The sequence below is a fragment of the Deltaproteobacteria bacterium genome (genome assembly GCA_020845775.1).
In the GTDB taxonomy this organism is placed as follows: Bacteria; Bdellovibrionota_C; UBA2361; order SZUA-149; family JADLFC01; genus JADLFC01.
In genome coordinates this window covers 1-12,943 of sequence record JADLFC010000114.1, presented here as the reverse complement: position 1 = coordinate 12,943, position 12,943 = coordinate 1, and the positions used below count along the sequence as shown (strand labels likewise).

Annotated in this window: 14 protein-coding genes; 6 read left to right on the top strand and 8 right to left on the bottom strand. The window is 43.7% G+C overall.

The features are described 5' to 3' along the window. Positions 1–460: 460 nt before the first annotated feature. From IT291_07110 to IT291_07100, 3 genes are all read right to left on the bottom strand, one after another. Positions 461–1,708, bottom strand: coding sequence for a pyridoxal phosphate-dependent aminotransferase (locus IT291_07110; protein ID MCC6220992.1), 1,248 nt, complete (start codon positions 1,706–1,708; stop codon positions 461–463). An 84-nt stretch (positions 1,709–1,792) separates the two neighbouring features. Then, positions 1,793–2,590 (bottom strand): 1-acyl-sn-glycerol-3-phosphate acyltransferase, encoded by a 798-nt coding sequence (locus IT291_07105; protein MCC6220991.1) that lies wholly within the window; start codon positions 2,588–2,590, stop codon positions 1,793–1,795. After that, positions 2,574–3,107: a hypothetical protein gene (locus IT291_07100; protein MCC6220990.1), complete on the bottom strand. Its 534-nt coding sequence runs from the start codon at positions 3,105–3,107 to the stop codon at positions 2,574–2,576. Before IT291_07100 ends, IT291_07105 begins: the two co-directional genes overlap by 17 nt. Before the next feature lie 270 nt (positions 3,108–3,377). Here IT291_07100 and IT291_07095 point away from each other — a divergent pair, with 270 nt between their 5' ends. Both IT291_07095 and IT291_07090 read left to right on the top strand, forming a co-directional pair. Then, positions 3,378–4,220 carry a DUF3108 domain-containing protein gene (locus IT291_07095; protein MCC6220989.1) on the top strand — a complete coding sequence of 281 codons (843 nt, stop codon included), beginning with the start codon at positions 3,378–3,380 and terminating at the stop codon, positions 4,218–4,220. Between the two features lie 117 nt (positions 4,221–4,337). Then, positions 4,338–4,523: a hypothetical protein gene (locus tag IT291_07090; protein ID MCC6220988.1), complete on the top strand. Its 186-nt coding sequence runs from the start codon at positions 4,338–4,340 to the stop codon at positions 4,521–4,523. Positions 4,524–4,527: 4 nt separating this feature from the next. Here the strand turns inward: IT291_07090 and IT291_07085 are convergent, their stop codons facing one another. Next, positions 4,528–6,651, bottom strand: coding sequence for an RNB domain-containing ribonuclease (locus IT291_07085; protein ID MCC6220987.1), 2,124 nt, complete (start codon positions 6,649–6,651; stop codon positions 4,528–4,530). 193 nt (positions 6,652–6,844) lie between these two features. On the opposite strand from IT291_07085, the gene queC reads away from it, so the two are divergent. Both queC and IT291_07075 read left to right on the top strand, forming a co-directional pair. After that, positions 6,845–7,501 (top strand): 7-cyano-7-deazaguanine synthase QueC, encoded by a 657-nt coding sequence (queC, locus tag IT291_07080; protein MCC6220986.1) that lies wholly within the window; start codon positions 6,845–6,847, stop codon positions 7,499–7,501. 38 nt (positions 7,502–7,539) lie between these two features. After that, a complete protein-coding gene (locus IT291_07075) occupies positions 7,540–7,959 on the top strand; it encodes a 6-carboxytetrahydropterin synthase (protein ID MCC6220985.1) in 420 nt (139 codons plus the stop codon). Between the two features lie 206 nt (positions 7,960–8,165). Here the strand turns inward: IT291_07075 and IT291_07070 are convergent, their stop codons facing one another. From IT291_07070 to IT291_07055, 4 genes are read right to left on the bottom strand one after another with little or no spacing between them, the layout of a single operon-like run. Then, complete coding sequence (locus IT291_07070; GenBank protein MCC6220984.1) at positions 8,166–8,519, bottom strand: Kazal domain-containing protein; 354 nt, start codon at positions 8,517–8,519, stop codon at positions 8,166–8,168. Positions 8,520–8,527: 8 nt separating this feature from the next. Further along, positions 8,528–9,670: an aminopeptidase gene (locus IT291_07065; GenBank protein MCC6220983.1), complete on the bottom strand. Its 1,143-nt coding sequence runs from the start codon at positions 9,668–9,670 to the stop codon at positions 8,528–8,530. A 29-nt stretch (positions 9,671–9,699) separates the two neighbouring features. Further along, the gene (locus IT291_07060) at positions 9,700–10,665 is read right to left on the bottom strand and encodes a hypothetical protein (GenBank protein MCC6220982.1); all 966 of its coding nucleotides are present in this window, start codon (positions 10,663–10,665) and stop codon (positions 9,700–9,702) included. 25 nt (positions 10,666–10,690) lie between these two features. Next, the gene (locus IT291_07055; protein ID MCC6220981.1) at positions 10,691–11,701 is read right to left on the bottom strand and encodes a PD40 domain-containing protein; all 1,011 of its coding nucleotides are present in this window, start codon (positions 11,699–11,701) and stop codon (positions 10,691–10,693) included. Between the two features lie 345 nt (positions 11,702–12,046). Here IT291_07055 and IT291_07050 point away from each other — a divergent pair, with 345 nt between their 5' ends. Both IT291_07050 and IT291_07045 read left to right on the top strand, forming a co-directional pair. Further along, positions 12,047–12,526: a response regulator gene (locus IT291_07050; GenBank protein MCC6220980.1), complete on the top strand. Its 480-nt coding sequence runs from the start codon at positions 12,047–12,049 to the stop codon at positions 12,524–12,526. A 124-nt stretch (positions 12,527–12,650) separates the two neighbouring features. After that, positions 12,651–12,943 (top strand): hypothetical protein (locus IT291_07045; protein ID MCC6220979.1); only part of this gene is annotated, 293 nt, incomplete at its 3' end.

The following is a 12,943-nucleotide window of genomic DNA, read 5'->3' as shown; positions in this document are numbered from 1 at the left end:
TTAAAGAAATTAGAATTAAGCTCATTTCAGAAATGAAGCACATCACTGCCCTTTGTAGGCAAGCCTACGAGTGCTGGAAAATAGGAGACTACAAAGCCATCTGGCCTCCAGGCACATTTTTGCCGCCGTTACCTCCTCGAGCTAACGCTCTTCCGGCATACTAATCAACTACTACTCCCCAGCGCATTCACCAGCCGATACGGCAGCGGTGCGCCAACACTCGCGCGAGCTGCAAAGTTAGCACAAAAAAAATGGGCCTCGGCGGCAGAACATGACTCACTTCCGAAAAAACAAGCCCACTTAAAGCACAAAATGGCCCAACATTACTTCGCTGAATGGATTTCGTATTGCTCATTGCAGCGACGTAGAACAAAATTGTTTCGGCAAATGACAAAGTTGACATGCACCAAATATCATGGCTATTGCTTGATCTAGTAAGGTGAGCTTTAAAATTTGCCGCCTACAGAAATTTCTCGATGGAACTTATGCCTCGCTCGATTTCCTCAAGTGGAGGACCGAAGGAGAAGCGGACGTAGTTTTGAAAACGACTTGGCCTTTCTGCTCGCCGCCTGCCGGGGTTGATGTCGAAAAATTCACCGGGTACAACGATGGTTTTTGCATCAAGTGCTCTTTCAAAAAAACTCATGCCGTTTTGAAGGTTCTTCGGCAGGCCACTTAAGTCTCCCCAGCAATAAAATCCTCCAAACGGTGCTGGGTTAACCGATATTCCAAGCCTTAATAAGTTATTAAAAAGGTAATCCCTTTTAGTTGAAAATGTTTCCTTGATAGCACGCGCCTCTTTGTCGGCAACGTCTTGAGATACTAGCCGAAGAGCAACCTTTTGCATGGGTCGGGCACAGCCACCATCCAAAAAACTTCCAGCCGATGATACTCCCTCAATTATTGACTCCGGTCCAACGGTCCAACAGACGCGAAAGCCAGGATAGCGCCAGTTTTTAGTTAAGCCATCGACTATGACTATTGGGTCTCTATTGACATCCTCTACATAAGCCGCCGCTGATACGCTCAGACAATCGCTAGCATATGTATAATGTGAGTAAAACTCATCCAATATAATTGTGCAGCCAATCTCTCGAGCAACAGCTACCCATTGCTCGAGTTCGGAGCCATAAATCATTTTCCCCGTTGGATTACACGGATTTGAAAGGAGGATAGCCGATAAGCCGCGCCCAAGTATTTCCTTTCTCAACTGCTCTGAACTAAAGGAATAGTTTTCACTCGGATCCAAAAGAATTGGGATCGGTGAAAAAGTTCCAAATGCATCTAGTAGTTCCTCATAGGCCGTGTAGTCCGGTAAAAAGTGTCCCACGTTAGTGCGTCCCAATGTCGAAACTAGACGGGTCAGGGCAATCCTACCACCAGCACTAATTGCGACATTCTCCCTGCGATACTTGCTCTTGTGTTTTTGGCGATACCGCTGATTATAAAGATTAGCTACTGCATCTCGCAATTCTGGTAGGCCATCTATGGGTGCATACTCATTATCGCTGTCATCTAACACTATAGATGTGATTCTTTCGGGCGAATTGGGCAAATGACCAGTTTCTGGCGCTCCTTGCCCAAGGTTTGCCCAGTTCGTGTCAGTCCGCTGGTAACCTCGCCTAGAAGCCTCAGTCATCACGTATATCACACCTGTTCTCGGAACAGGTCGAAAACCCTTGGGTGCGTTTGTCGTTAATCTAGCCATAAAAACTAAAATCCTATGATAAGCAGATGATTTTGGAAAGGGGTTAGTCGAAAAGTTGACGTTTCTACCTATAGATCGAACTTCTCAACCATGCATGTCATGCTGAGAGTGTAGTTCTTTTATGTTCTTTGCGATTATTTCTCCGGCCATACGCGAAAGAGCTGAAGCCGATACGTCAGCGTTGTGTAAAATCGGGTCGCCGATTTTAATCGTTATTACAACTCCTCTCGGTATCGGCATGAAATTGTAGAAGGCTAGTTTCCATGAGCCATCAATTGTAACCGGCAGGACTTGGCAATCAGGAGAGGCCTTAATAAGAGCATTTAGTCCCAATGAGCGAAATTTCTTTAATTTGCCATCTCTTGCTCGTGTTCCCTCAGGGAATATCACCATAGAAAATCCACTGCGCTGCATCATAGTGCCAAGTTGCGAAATAGATTGAACCGCGCTACCTGCATCGGAGCGATCGATTAAGGCATGTCTGCCTCGACGCAACACAAAAGATACGCTGGGAATCCACTGACCCAGCTCCTTTTTGGCGATGAATTTCGGGTTGTTTCTCGCCAAGATGCTTGCAATAATAGGGATATCAAAAAGCGATTGGTGATTAGATACTATGATGTATTGCTTGTTTGGATCTATTTTGTCGCTCTTTTCCACTGCAATTCGCGCATTAAGGATCCTTAGTAAGGCTACTAGTCCTTTATTTAATGCTATAAAAAGTGAGTCTTGCACTTTGGCACCAAAAAAATAGCCTACGCGGTGAATTGGATCCATGGCGATTAATAGTAGAATAAAGCAGACAGCAAATGGAAGCGTAGCTATCCAATCCAATACGCGAGTCTTAGGTACATTCTCTACTTCGCTATCGCTCGAGCTCATGTCGGGCTCTTGCAGAGTTACTTTGCGCGGATACAAGTGTTTTTCTCTCGGTATGCTTTAACTGCTTTTTTATGAATCTCTCTTCCCAGGCTTTAAGCATTACTGAAATTTTGGGAGAATAGACTTTAGAAAGTAATATGTAGAGGGCTGTTTGCTGCAAAAACCTCTCTTTGCTGATTTGACACAAGTTCTCGGCAATGTGCACGTGGCGAGCCCTGTCTAGCCACAATGCACATGCAAGGCGGCTAGCTTGCAAGATAGCAAGGGAATTACGTCTGTTAAGCAATGTGTCCGGTGCTTTTCGCGATAGTTCGAGTATGCTAAGGGCGTAATCGCTTATAAAGGACAGCGACGCAAAATCTATTTTCTGCAATTGGTCTTCGTTCGCGCAGGCGAGAAAACCCGCCGCAATAACCTCTGCACATCTAACCGTTGCATCGTTAATAAGTATTATTGCAATTCGTGCGGGCTTGGCATTGCAAGTAGGAAAGTTTCGGCCATGCAGGCCATTTTCCATGCTTCCACAATTTAGTATAGATAACTCATAGACCGATTTTAAAATGTCTATTGAATTGCGGCAAAAGTGTCGCTTAAGAACACTGTCTAGATGCGGTGATTGTGGAAAAGAGTACATCTCGGAATAAAAGACGAATGTTTGCAGTTTTTACAAAAAGTGATATATTTTATCTGAAAATTGCTTTCGCGAGCTACTTGATTGTTAACTTAACAGAGGAATTTATTATTTAATAGTGCATATATTAAGGCGCTTTAAATTTTGCAATATCTTATGAGAATTCTTCATGGCATTTTGATAGTTTGGTGTTTGGTTTTTCCGAGTCGCGTAATTGGAGAATATTTAGATCCCGGGGCTGTGTATGTAAAAACCGATTCGTATGAAAACCATACAAAACTCCAGCTTCCCCTTGGCGCGTACAAATATGACATAGCTTGGCAGGGGATTTCGGTTGCTAGTGGAGATGTCGTTGTTAAGCAGCGTTTAATTGAGGGGCAGAAGTTTTTTAGAGTTGAGGCAAATGCAAAAACCGCAGACGTTATTGATTGGGTTTATAAACTTCGCCACCACTCGGAAAGCTTATTTGAGGCTAACTCATTAAAGCCTCTTAGTTTTACTACCTGGCAAAAAGAAAATTCACATCATAGCATTCGCAAGGTCAGGTTTTTAGATAGTGGTCACATCGAGTCTCGCCGTTGGAAAGATGGGGAAGAGGGAACAAATCAGTTTTTTGCCACGAATAATCTGACTCTCGATCCTTTGTCTGCTGCTTTTTTGGCGCGCTCCTTGCCCATAGAAGTTAGCTCTGTGCACACATTTGATGTTTTTAATGGCAAGAATCGGTTTTTGATATCGTTTAGAGTTGCTGGACTGGAGAGCTTAAGTTTAGGCAATGGCACAACTGTAAGGGCATATAGAATAGTACCAAGCGTCGAAAAGCTTACAGATAGCAGTAAGAGGGAACCAAAGCTAGATTCTGCTTTAATATGGCTATCAGCCGACTCACATAGAGATATTTTAAAGCTTGAGAGTAAAGTTTGGGTAGGCTCTATCATCGCGCAACTAATTGATTTTACTCCGCAAAGCGAGAGTAGAACTCATGAAGCGAGAATGTAAAAATTTATTTCTCTATTATTTTAGCAACCTATTCCCCTTGTCGATAATCCAATATGTAGGGAAAACTGCGGCTCAAATGGCCGTTACTTTCAATCAACTAAAAAGGGAAGTCCATTCGTGGAAAACGATATCATGCCTACTCAAATTCCATCCCATGTAGAAAGCAACCTGGAGGACTTGGCGGCTGACGTGCGGATTTTAGTGGAGCTAGTAAACTATATTGGACTATGTGCAAACGAATCTTTTAGCTTCGCTAGCGGCTGCGACTCGAGTGGCATTTGTTCGCCCGAACAGTGCCATTAATGGCCTAAGAAGTTTTTGGGCTCATTTCCATGAGCACCAAACTGTCTTCTCGTGGATCGATGTGCTGAATCTTTAATCTAACTAATTCGCCTAAACATTTCGGCGCGCCAGACCTAGAACTTCTATTGCTTCCTACTGGGGTAAACGGCTGAAGCGAATGCAGTATATCTAGTTCTGCCAGAGGGCGCTTCCCGCTAATCTTGACGACAGTCCCGCAAATTTCTGAAATTCGCTCTTGTTGAAGGTATTTTAGTAGCCAGTAACGGTTAGCTTCGCGTTGAATCGTAAATACCTCGGCCAAATGCGTTTCCAGTGAACTTAACAACTCATCGAGCCTCTGGGGCTCAAAGGCTAGGCTGTTAGTTAGCAAAAATCTGACTAGCTGATATTGATTGAGCAGATCGATAGCGCGGCGAATCGGAGAGGTGACTTGAGTGTAGACACTTAAACCCAAACCAAAATGTGCAGATGGCTTTGTCATGTAGAGGGAGCGCTTAAATTGGCTGCGTTGTGCGTACTCGCGAGCGAGGCCCTCAGGTATATCCAAACCTACGGTGTCGATTTCGATATCCGGCTTTTCTTGGCAACGAAAAATAATTGGTATGCAATTGTCTGCGGCAAATTGCGCTGCCGTTTCGTTAGCAAGAATCATCATCTCTTCTACGAGCTTTCTACTGGGACTGTCTTCTGACGAGTGCTCGAGGATGATTTTGCCATCATCCAACACCACTGGCGTTTTTTCGCGTCTAAAGAAGGAAACAGCTCCCTTGCTAATCCGTCTATTTTCGAGACAGGAGGCTATCTCCCAAAATTTTAACAACATTTGCGATTTTTCGTGCTCTAGCGTGGAACCTGTGCCTTTGTCCCCATATAGTAACTCATCCACTTCATCATAAGATATGGACTCCCGAACGCAAATTATAGTTCTCTTAATAAGCCGTGCTTTAATAGCATATTGGCTGTCAAGTTCTACAAAAAAACTCAAAGCAAATCTGTTTGCTCCGCTAATTAAACTAGCGGCATTTTGGGATATGGCTGGGGGAAACATCGGGATCTGAAAATTTGGGCAGTAAATTGAGCTACCCCTTTGTAAAGCCTCCTCTGCCAAAGGGGAACTCTCATCAACTAACGCAGTTACATCGCTGATGTGAATGCCTAAGCGATAGCCACTTTGAGTCGTTTCAATTGTTAGGGCATCATCGATATCGCGCGTAGCTTCGTCGTCTATGGTAATTGCATGGAGATGAGTGAAATCTTCTCGATCTTCAAATTGCAAGGAAGTCGTAGCGGCAGCAATGTCTCTAGCCATTTCGCAAAGGTTAGCCTCAAACTCAGCCGATCTACCAAAGCGGTGTATGCTGAGATTTTCATCTGGACTAAAACGACCAACGGCTACTAGTAGTTCAAACGCCTTGCGCTCTGCCGTTCCCTGTAATGTGAGACCACTAGTTTTAACGACGTGCTCTAAAAGAGATATGGCGTTCTTAGCGTCCGGAGCCTGTGTGCCAAAAACGGCGAGTTGCTCTATCTCCCGAATATTTGGCGGAAGCTGGCGCTTTTCTCCTTTGAGGATCGACAGAATAGAATCTAAAAGCTGCTCTCTCTTAGCCTCCTTCTTTGCCTCTGTATCGGCACGAAGTTTGAGTTCATCTACTAATTCTGGCGCGCGAGGTTCAAAGTGCGTTTTGTGTCGCTTAAAAAAAATCTTATCCTCCAGTAGCGCTCTATGAGCCGCAAGCCGCTCCCTGGCACCGTTCTCCCCGTAAACGAGATCGCAAACATCGCTAACTGTAATTTTTTTTGAAGTATCTCTTACTACGTCCCAAACTTCTTCGAGATTAAGTGAATTCTCGAGACTTTGGGCTTCCTGACTTAAGGCACTTAAAAACGAAATGCGTTCTGAATTAGAAGCGTTCGCTAAATCCGACCGAGCTGAGAGTAGAAACAATCTATCGGAAGACAACTGAGACTCTCGCCCACGCTCGTCCAGGACGCTCCACTTGCCCTTTTTCTCAGACAGCACGAGTGCTGCAAGGCATCTGCCAGAGTTCTCAAAATCTACAATGGAGCTTTCCCTTATCGATTCCGATGAAGTGACGGCGTTTAATTTATTTAACAAACTAGGCATAATTCCAAGACTACTACATTACTGCCGCTTAATCGGCATCGCTATTGGTGAATTATAAAGCTTACTCTTATGGCATGAAGCAGGAGAAAATAAAAATGTGTGCATTGGGCAATTGCTGCTTCTCAAAAGACGCTAATTGTTTACTTATTAGCAGAGTTATATAGTATTGGCATTATTTGCGAGAGTTTCAGGCATGAAAATAGTCTTAGTATATTCAGGCGGCTTAGATTCCACCACTTTGCTTTTTTATTTGCGCCGCCAAGGCCATGAGGTGCGTTGTCTCAGCATTGACTATGGTCAGCGTCATTGCAGGGAAATAGAATCGGCTAGGTCAATTTGCTGTTTAATTGGACAGGAGCTTAGGGTACTAGATATTTCTCAAGTCGGAGGTCTGTTTGGGGAGAGTGCCCTAGTGGATCGGAATGTGCCTTTGCCTCAAGGGAAATATCAGTTAGAAAATATGAAGGTTACAATTGTTCCCAATCGCAACATGGTATTTTTATCGCTTGCTATCGCATGGGCAATTTCTACACGGAGCGAGGCGGTAGCATATGCAGCGCATGCGGGAGATAGAGCGGTTTATCCAGATTGTAGGCCTGAATTCGTTGCGGACATGGATAGCGTAGCAAAGCAGTGTGATTGGAGTTCTATCGATGTCATTGCCCCATTTATAGATAAGAGCAAGGTCGACATAGTCTTATTGGCGGCATCGCTTGGGGTGCCATTTGAGAAAACATGGTCTTGTTACGCTGGAGGGGAAGTGCATTGTGGTCTATGTGCTACGTGCTTAGAAAGAAAGGAGGCTTTCATCGGCACGGGCCTTGTGGATGGAGTGCAATATGCTAATTGAGAGGCAGGCAACTTTTAGGTAGAGGAGTTTTTTTATAAATGTTTACCGCGGTTCAGCGAATCGATTTTGTCGCAGGCCATAGGCTAATGAATCATCAGGGTGGATGCGCCTCAGTTCATGGCCACAATTATACTGCCTATCTGCATATCGCAGCCCCGGAGCTAGACGATCAAGATATGGTAGTGGATTTCTACGACATTAAAAAGGATTTTCTTGAGTGGATAGAGCGAAACTGGGATCACGCATTTATTTGCAACGCAGAAGATAAGACGGTTTTAGAATTGTTATCGGCGTTGCCCAAACAGAAAATATTTACACTTGTTGGCAATCCCACCGCAGAAAATCTGGCCAACTTCCTGTTGCGAGAAGTGGGACCTACGGTTATGAGGAATCAAAAGGCCAAACTCAACAAGGTAGTTTTGTATGAGACATTTGACAGCTATGTTGAGGTGTCCTGAACAAAACGCTATACCGTTTCCAAAAAGTAAGTTATACTGTTTCTAAAAAGAATTTTTAGAAACAGTATAACCTGCAAGTGCATAAGCACTTGCCAACAAACAAGAAATACCGTTTGCGGAAAGTAAAATATTTAACTTACTTTCTGTAAACGGTATAAATATTTTACTTTTTGTAAATGGTATAAACGCTAGCGTTTAGCGTTTGCTTACTGCTTATCCGCTTTGTTCTTACACTCTCCTTCCTTAGCAACTGACACGCCACGTGCATTTGCGTAACAAGCGCTGGCATATGTATTATGATCGCAACCGCAAACTTTCTGGGTAACATTTGGACAAGTGATTGGTCTGATTTGGCAAAAGCCCGCCGCATCAAATCCACCACAATCTTTTCCTAGTTCACAATACATATGGTTTGGACAGAGGTAATCTGCTAGTCCGCCACAAGGGACTTTATGTTCACGTTCTTTTGTTTGCGGTTTGCAGGCCGCTAGGTTCGTAAGGGTAAACATCAAAACTGCTAACAACGCATGTCCTAGAACCAGTCGATATTGTCGCTGCATATCTGTTTTTACCCTTCCCCCTTTAGCTGTTCTTGCATAACTAGATATGAATCTCGGCGTTCTTGTCGGCTAATTTCTTGTATGAGTTTAATCTCCTTAAGAAACTTCGGAACACTATAGTTAGTTGCGCGGTATAAGTCGGCAAATAGGTTAATGTCCTTCAAATATATCCAGTAAGCTATAATTGCTGCATTGTTTTCTGGTAGTGGCAGGTTCTTATAGTTGGGGCCTTTAAAACGTGCCTTAAGCGATTCCCATGTTGGCCGAGCCTTCTTGAATATTAGCTCGCGTTCGCTGAGGATATCAGAAGTTGATAGCACCTTCGGATCCGCTATCTCATCACCCACAGGTAAGTTTTTTGCGTAAAGTGCTTCTAGCTCTAGGCGCAGTGCTGACAAATAACTAGCAAAAAGAAGGTCATCATGAGATTGATTTTCAGCAGCGGATTGAAAAGCCCGATATTTGTCGTCTCTCGTTCCAAAGAATTGCTCAGTTGAAACATTGGCGAGGAAATTAGCCAAAGTTTCATTGAAATGCACATTGTCTTTCACCCATACGGTATTGTGCACTATCTCGTGGATGACGGTATTTACTAGAGATACTTCGTCGAACTTTAGAACAGTGGATAACAATGGGTCGTCAAACCACCCCAGTGTGCTAAACGCGGCGCTTGGCCGAAGATAAACGTCGTATCCTTTGCTGTGCAGCTTCTTTACTTCGGCAATTGCATCCTCTTTTTCGAAGAACCCCTTATAAGGCACTCGTCCAACAATTGGGAACCACCATGTAACTGGTTCGAAGGTCGTCTTAGGAGATGCGCTAACAACCCAAACTAAGACATCTCGATCTATATGCGAATACTGGGTAAAGCTATTGTTAGGTTTCAATCCGAGAGTCTCTGAAAATTTGCGCGCATCATTTACTAGGCGAAATTTTTCTTTATGGTTTGCCGCCGTATCGCTCGAGTCTATCAACTCGTCAAGTGGCTTGCGCCCAAGTAGGATCTTTGCCTCTTCCCATCCCGCACGAAAAACGTAAGCTGGCGAGCAGGAAGTGAAAACAAATAAGGATAAGGCGAATAAATAATTCTTAACGGCCGCAAAACGGGCTGCGGTACTGCAATGGCGTATAGCGGTAGAATCTTGTCTCATTGCCCCTTAGTCAATCGCGCGCCGTCGAGTCAATCGCTTTGTTGCGAAATCCCTGCGTTATTACTGCTGAGAACGGCATCCGGAACAGTTTTTACAGATCCAGGCGGTAGGTTTAATGCTAATTCGAGAGATTGAGGGCCATTAGGAGCAAACAAGTCGATGTTTAATAAACTCGCCATCACTACTTCTCCCATAACGTCATATCCTTCAATGTTTGGATGTAAACCTTCCGGAAGATTTAGTAAATAACATTTTGAGGACTTGCATGTGTTAGTAAACCCCTTATTTACGTTGCTAAAAGGCAGGTCGTTAACTGCCGCCAGGGTTTCGAGTTGGCGATTGTAGCCCTCGGTAAATGTGGCGATTCCAGAATGCTCGCAGCAGGATGGTGGAGTACTATGTAGAATGGGAAATGAACCACTTGCGCGTGCAATGTTAATCATCGTTTGAGCAGAGCGAAAAAAATCGCTTTCGCTAATCCAAGAAAAAGCATCATTTGAGCCACCACCGATAAAAACTATATCCGGTCGAAGGTTTGGAATTTTTTCAGCAAAACGAACCAATCCTTCCTCTGAAAGTGTCTCGCCCGGATCTCCGAGATTAAATACGTTAATTCCCATTACTGTCTCCACTCGCAATGGATAGCCAGCTTCGCCAACGTCTATCGGGTCAGTTTTATGCACAGTGTCGCCCACAGCGTACGTGTCGCCAACTCCACGAGTGATGCTATCGCCAAAGGCCGCAAAAGTAAGTGCTCCATCGCTGTTATAATCTGCAATGTTTGAATTCAGCAGATAGTCGCGATTTACTCCGGGAATTGAGTTGAGTAGCAAGTCAATGTTCGTTAGGGCGGTTGCGGAATTCTCCGACGAGCTATAGTTAGCGATTTGTGCTCTAGCCAATGCAGCAGGCATAATCGCGAACATAACAACCGACATTTGAATTATCTTAAGCAGACTGCGTGCTGCGAGCGAAGAGAATAGTGTTCTAGGCATGTTAGTCGTTTCTTTTTAATAGCACCTAATTAGCTTCCTTATTTTTTGCGTCGTCGGTAGATATATCTGGCGAAGGTGCGGTTGACTTCGCATTAGATTCCGCGAAATTTACTTCTGGATAGGGGGTCCAGCTTGGATAGCGAATTGCCATAGTTCCAGAAGTAATTTGGCTAACTAGTTTCGTTTCCACATCGATTAAAAATAGATGATAGTCGCTAGCACCGGGTTTGGATTCACTTACAAAAAATATCCTTTTCCCATCGTTATCCCAAACTGCATCGTATTCTCTACCCGCAAGACTTGTAAGTTGCTCAGGAGCGCCGCCCTTAGTCTGAATCCAGAGGTCTATGTCTTTCCCGGATCCGTAAGAGAATACAAACTTGCCGCCATTCGGATGCCAATCTGCTCTGCAAAAAGAATTATACCCGTTTGTCATGCGCATGCTACGTTTGCCCTCGATTTCGTAAAGCACTATGTCCCATCCCGGCCAATACGAGTCCGTTGAATATATGACTTCATTGCCTCTTGGGGACCATTTCGGAACTGAATTTCGGTTGGAATTGTTGGTTATGGCCAGTGGCTGTGTGCCATCTGTATTCATGATGAACAAATTCTCCCCTTTGCCCAGACGACTACTCGTAAAAACTATCCTTTTTCCATCTGGTGACCAGTGTGGATTCTTATCAGTGGCCGGATTTCGCGTAAGATTGCGCACATTCGATCCATCAGAGCGCGCTATGTATATTTCTAAATTGCCAGACTCATCCGACTCATAGAGGATTTCAGTTCCATCGGGTGACCAAGATGGGTAAGTATCGTTCCCACTTGTTTCTATTACTGGAGATGCTGCTAGTTTTTGAAAATCCAGCACATATATGTCGCTCTTGCCAACTCCTTTAGTAGCTGCAAAGACTAAACGGCCCGAAACAATATTAAAATACTCAATTTTTATGTCTGCCTTGGCTCTCAATGGTAAAAAAACCGCGCTTGCTAACAATGAACACAGAAAAAACTTCACAACTGGAAATGGTTTCATCAAGAGGTCACCTCAATTCCGTTCCTAGAAAACATTCAACTACATATTATTCTGTTGATATTCATGAGTGCGCCGAAAAACAAGCGCAGAATATCATTAAAGAACTTATCGGGAAACAGATCCAACAAATCTCGTTTGAGTTTATCGACTGATGTGTCGTTTATACCATTTACGAAAATGATTTTTGTAAATGGTATAAACAGCAAGTGCGTAAGCACTTGCCAATAAACAAAAAATACCGTTTCCAAAAAGTAAGTTAAATATTTTACTTTTTGTAAACGGTATATACCATTTACGAAAAAGATTTTTATAGATGCTATAAATCGCACCACAATGAGCTAGAGGATGACTAAAACGGTTTTGCAGTCCAACAGCAGTCAAATGCTATTAAATATATTGTTAGTGGATGACAGTGAGGACGATGTCATAATTGCTAAACGCGCTTTTCATGAGGCTCTTCTTCCGAGCAATATGCTTATCGCTAGCGATGGCGCTGAGGCTCTTGATTATTTAAACCGCTCTGAGCAAACTTCTTCTAACGCCGAATTCCCACGGCCAGACCTCATTTTACTGGATATTAACATGCCAAAACTCAATGGGTTTGAATTCCTGCTGAAGGTTAAAGCTAATAATTCCTATAACAACATACCAGTGATCATGCTTAGCTCCTCTATGAATGCCGGCGATATAGACAGAAGTTATCGGCTTGGAGCCGCCGGTTTTATTAGAAAACCCATAAATTATGATGAGTTTGTTTACATAGTTGAAGTATTTAATGACTATTGGCGCACTGTTTGCTTGCTTCCTCGCACCAAGTCTCAGTAATAAAGTTAGAAGCCCTGCGTCGCAATGAGATTGCAGTATAGTCTGTCCGGAAACGCTACTCGCCCAATAAGTGCAGTTTCCTACGGTTTTGCTAATTTTTAAGAATAGCTTAGGAAGTTGTCAAATGCCTATTAGATTGAAGCTAAACTTTCTTCTAACTTTTGTTGCCTTGGTATCAACTTTAATAGTGGGATTACTGGGGTATGCCAATTTCGAGAAGGCTTTTCGTAGTTCGGTTGAGGAAAGTTTGGACGATTTGCTTCGACTAAAACAGCAGCAAGTTGTTTTGTATCTGGAGAAGCTAAAGTTTCAGACCCGTTTTGTCGCAGCGGACAGATTTATTCGCGAAACGCTTGACCATCTAGGCAGTACGGATTCGCCAACCTCAGAAGGAGCCGACTTAGATGCGTACCTGCA

Coding starts and splice junctions, on each gene's coding strand:
- IT291_07060 (MCC6220982.1), bottom strand. CDS start 10,665: ATGCCTAGAACACTATTCTCTTCGCTCGCAGCACGCAGTCTGCTTAAG.
- IT291_07070 (MCC6220984.1), bottom strand. CDS start 8,519: ATGCAGCGACAATATCGACTGGTTCTAGGACATGCGTTGTTAGCAGTT.
- IT291_07050 (MCC6220980.1), top strand. CDS start 12,047: ATGACTAAAACGGTTTTGCAGTCCAACAGCAGTCAAATGCTATTAAAT.
- IT291_07110 (MCC6220992.1), bottom strand. CDS start 1,708: ATGGCTAGATTAACGACAAACGCACCCAAGGGTTTTCGACCTGTTCCG.
- queC (MCC6220986.1), top strand. CDS start 6,845: ATGAAAATAGTCTTAGTATATTCAGGCGGCTTAGATTCCACCACTTTG.
- IT291_07075 (MCC6220985.1), top strand. CDS start 7,540: ATGTTTACCGCGGTTCAGCGAATCGATTTTGTCGCAGGCCATAGGCTA.
- IT291_07065 (MCC6220983.1), bottom strand. CDS start 9,670: ATGAGACAAGATTCTACCGCTATACGCCATTGCAGTACCGCAGCCCGT.
- IT291_07055 (MCC6220981.1), bottom strand. CDS start 11,701: ATGAAACCATTTCCAGTTGTGAAGTTTTTTCTGTGTTCATTGTTAGCA.
- IT291_07095 (MCC6220989.1), top strand. CDS start 3,378: ATGAGAATTCTTCATGGCATTTTGATAGTTTGGTGTTTGGTTTTTCCG.
- IT291_07105 (MCC6220991.1), bottom strand. CDS start 2,590: ATGAGCTCGAGCGATAGCGAAGTAGAGAATGTACCTAAGACTCGCGTA.
- IT291_07100 (MCC6220990.1), bottom strand. CDS start 3,107: ATGGAAAATGGCCTGCATGGCCGAAACTTTCCTACTTGCAATGCCAAG.
- IT291_07085 (MCC6220987.1), bottom strand. CDS start 6,651: ATGCCTAGTTTGTTAAATAAATTAAACGCCGTCACTTCATCGGAATCG.